The sequence below is a fragment of the Arthrobacter sp. CC3 genome (assembly GCF_039907775.1).
GTDB lineage: Bacteria > Actinomycetota > Actinomycetes > Actinomycetales > Micrococcaceae > Arthrobacter.
Genome location: NZ_JARCCY010000105.1, coordinates 1 through 1,121 on the forward strand (window position 1 = coordinate 1; position 1,121 = coordinate 1,121).

Annotated in this window: 1 protein-coding gene and 1 pseudogene; both read right to left on the reverse strand. The window is 65.1% G+C overall.

The annotated features are described in order from the left end of the window. The coding region (locus PV761_RS24175) for an ATP-binding cassette domain-containing protein (protein ID WP_347900049.1) at positions 1-851 on the reverse strand (851 nt) is incomplete at its 3' end. Between the two features lie 16 nt (positions 852-867). Next, positions 868-1,121, reverse strand: a pseudogene (locus PV761_RS24180) (ABC transporter permease); the annotation flags it as partial.

The window sequence follows — 1,121 nt, forward strand, 5'->3', positions numbered from 1 at the left end:
TCGCTGTGGCCGCCGAGTTGTTCGAGTTCGTGGGCGAGTTCGGCCAGTTCCGCGCCGCCGGCCATCTGGGCGGTGAGCTCGTCGAGGGTGATGTCCTTCTTGTCGTAGTAGCCGATGGACTTGCCGCGCTTGAGGAGCAGGAACCGGTCACCGACGGGGAAGGCGTGGTGCGGGTTGTGGGTGATGAAGATGACGCCCAGGCCGCGGTCGCGGGCCTGCAGGATGTAGCGGAGCACCACGCCGGACTGCTTCACGCCCAGGGCCGCGGTGGGTTCGTCCAGGATCAGGACCTTCGCGCCGAAGTACACGGCGCGGGCGATCGCGACGCACTGGCGTTCACCGCCGGAGAGCTGGCCGATGGGCTGCTCCACGTCCCGGAGGTCGATGCCCATCTCGGCCAGTTCATGCTTGGTGATGTCCTTCATCTGCTGCACATCCAGGCTCTTGAACGGCCCGAACCCGGAGGTCAGTTCGGAGCCGAGGAAGAAGTTCCGCCAGATCGGCATCAACGGGACGACGGCGAGGTCCTGGTACACGGTGGCGATGCCGACATCGAGCGCGTCACGCGGGGAGGTGAACTTCCGGTCCTCCCCCATGACCTTCAGGACGCCGTGGTCGTGCTGGTGCAGGCCGGCGATGATCTTGATCAGGGTGGACTTGCCCGCGCCGTTATCGCCCAGGACGCAGGTGACGCGGCCGTTGTCCACGGCCATGGTCACATCGCTGAGCGCGACGATGTTGCCGTAGTTCTTCCCGACCTTTTCCAGTGCCAGCAGGTGCACCGGGGTGTGGGTCAGCGGGTCCGTTTCGTTCTGCAGCAGGGTCTGCTGGTCGATCTCTTTGGCATTCATGTTCTCGGAGGCCCCTTTACTTCAGTTCCGCGCGGCGCTTGACGATCAGGTTGACGATGGTGGCCAGCAGCAGCATCAGGCCCAGGAAGAACTTGAACCAGTCCGGGTTCCACTGCGCGTACACGATGCCCTTGTTGGCCATGCCGAAGATGAACGCGCCGATCGCGCCGCCCACCGCCGAGCCGTAGCCGCCGGTCAGCAGGCAGCCGCCGATCACCGCGGCGATGATGTAGAGGAACTCGTTGCCCACACCCTCACCGGACTGCACGG